Annotated in this window: 2 protein-coding genes; both read right to left on the bottom strand. The window is 73.5% G+C overall.

Features of this window, described 5'->3' with window-relative positions; genetic code table 11:
- Positions 1-36: 36 nt before the first annotated feature.
- Positions 37-1,176, bottom strand: coding sequence for a TerC family protein (locus tag AC1DP0_RS20715; RefSeq protein WP_478088240.1), 1,140 nt, complete (start codon positions 1,174-1,176; stop codon positions 37-39).
- Positions 1,177-1,374: 198 nt separating this feature from the next.
- On the bottom strand, positions 1,375-2,553 hold a 1,179-nt coding region (locus tag AC1DP0_RS20720), incomplete at its 5' end, for a HAMP domain-containing sensor histidine kinase (protein WP_478088242.1).

Consider the following 2,553-nt stretch of genomic DNA (forward strand, 5'->3'; position numbering starts at 1 on the left):
CGGGAAGTGGGCACTCGACGGGGGCGGACGACGCGGTCAGGCCCGCGGCACGGACGACGGCTCGTCCTCGGGCTCGCGCTCGGGCTCGCGCTCGGACTCGGGCTCGGGCTCGCGCTCGGGCTCGCGCTCGCGCTCGGACTCGGGCTCGGGCTCGTCTGCCGGGGCGGACGCGTCCGACTCGAGCCTCCGGTTGGCGAGCAGGCTCGTCGCGGTGACGACGGCGAGGACGCCGAGGATGACGCCCAGCGAGAGCAGCGTCGGGATCTCGGGGACGCCCGGCCACACACCGTGCGCCCAGTGCAGGACGAGCTTGACCCCGATGAAGGCGAGGATGAGCGACAGCCCGTGCCCGAGGTGCACGAGCTTGGCCAAGGCGCCCTCGAGGACGAAGTAGAGCGCGCGCAGGCCGAGCAGGGCGAAGGCGTTCGTGGCGAAGACGAGGTAGGGGTCACCGGTGATCCCGTAGACGGCCGGCACCGAGTCGATGGCGAAGACGATGTCGGTGCCGAGGATGGCGATGGCCACGAGGGCGAGGGGCGTCAGCGCCCGGCGACCGTCACGTCGGACGGTCAGGTTCGTGCCGGCATACGCGTCGGTGACGGGGTGGAGGCGGCGGATCAGCCGCACGCTGCGGAGCTCGTCGACGTCGATGGCGTGGTCGGTGTGCGACAGGGCGTCGCGACCGACCTTGACCGCGGTCGCGAGCAGGATCGCGCCGAAGAGCAGGAAGGTCCACGCGAAGCTCGCGATCATCTGTGCGCCGAGGGCGATGAAGATGCCGCGGAGCACGAGGGCGCCGCCGACGCCGATGAGCAGCACCCGCTGGCGCAGCTCACGGGGCACGGCGAAGGCCGACAGCAGGATGATGAAGACGAAGAGGTTGTCGACCGAGAGCGACTTCTCGACGAGGTAGCCGGTGTAGTACTCGACGCCCTGCTGGGAGCCGTACTGCCACCAGAGCCAGCCACCGAAGGCGACGGGGACGGCGATGTAGACGGCCGACCAGCCGATGGCCTCGCGCATGCTCGGGTCGTGCGGGCGGCGGGTGATGAGGAAGTCGATGACGAAGAGCGCCGCGATGCCGGCGAGGGTCGCGATCCACAGCGTCGGCGAGCCGATCGACTCCGTGGCCGTCGCGGCCGGCGCCGGGGTGGCGGCGGACAGGGCAGTGAGCATGGGTCTCCTCAGAACGTGATGTCTGAGGTCTCCTTCACCGACTGCCGTCAGCCGCGGACCGGGGTGACCGGGGATCACCGTACTGACCGGAGCGCGCGAGGAAGTACTCCCCTCGGGTCACATTCTACGGGTGGTCCGACCCGGGCCCGACCATTCCACCGGGGTATGCCGTCCGCTGCCCCCCCGGCTCGCGTGCCGTCACGGGGTGGTCGGGTGGGGCAGGCGCAGGGTGAAGCGGGCGCCTCCCTCTGCCGCGTGCCCGGCCTCGACGGTGCCGCCGAGCACGTGGGCGAGCCGCGCGACGATGGCGAGGCCGAGCCCGGTGCCGACGGGTCGGAGGCCGCGGTAGCGCTCGTGCAGCACCGACGGCTCGAAGGCGACGGCGAGGTCCTCGTCCGTCAGGCCCGGCCCTCCGTCACGCACCTCGATGACGTCGAAGCCCGGCTCGTGCCGCACCTCGACGAGCACCGGTCGCCCGGACGGCGTGACGCGAAGCGCGTTCTCGAGGAGGCCGTCGACGAGCTGGCGCACCCGCGCCGGGTCGGTGACGGTCCAGGCCTGGGCCACGGTCGGGACGAAGGCGAAGGGCACCCCGACGGCGGAGCACCGCCTCGACCAGACGGACTCGACCTCCCGTCCGAGGGCGACGAGWTCGGTGTCCTCCGGGGTCACGCTGGGCCGGTCCGCCCCGAGCCGGGCGAGGTCGAGGAGGTCGCCGACGAGTCGCTCGAGCCGCTTGGCCTCGGTGAGGACGACACCGCCCACCCGGGCCGTCTCCTCGGCCGGCACGACACCGCTCGCCAGGGACTCGGCATAGCCGCTGATGCCGGTGAGGGGCGTTCGGAGGTCGTGCGAGACCGACAGGAGGAAGTCGCGCTGGCGCCCCTCCGATCGAGAGAGCGATCCGGCGAGGGAGTTCAGGGCGCTCGCGACCTCGGCCACCTCGGCGGGGCCCTCGACGGGGACGCGCACGTCGCGGCGCCCGGCCGCGAGGGCGTGCGCCGCCTCGGCCGTGCGGTGCAGCGGACGGGCCACGCGCCGCGCCACGATGATGCTGACGACGACCGCCACGAGGGCGGCGATGAGCAGGGCCAGCAGGACCCGCCGCACGAGCCGGTCCGAGTCGGCGGTGGCGTCCGACCGGCGCTGGACGAGGACGATGCCGCCTGCCTCGGTGGGTCGGCCCTCGATGAGGACCGGCGTGCCGCTGACGACGTCGCTGTCGGAGACGGGGTCGCCGGCGAGCAGGGCCGTGCGACGGGCCGGGGTCAGGGCGTCTCGGGCGAGGGGGCTCGTCGACGCGACGGCGCCGGCGCGGCCGACGCTCGCGGACTCGATGCCCAGCGTCCCCAGGGTGCGCACGGCCCGGTTCTGCGA

The organism is Terrabacter sp. P5_B1 (assembly GCF_056400505.1).

Coding starts and splice junctions, on each gene's coding strand:
- AC1DP0_RS20715 (WP_478088240.1), bottom strand. CDS start 1,176: ATGCTCACTGCCCTGTCCGCCGCCACCCCGGCGCCGGCCGCGACGGCC.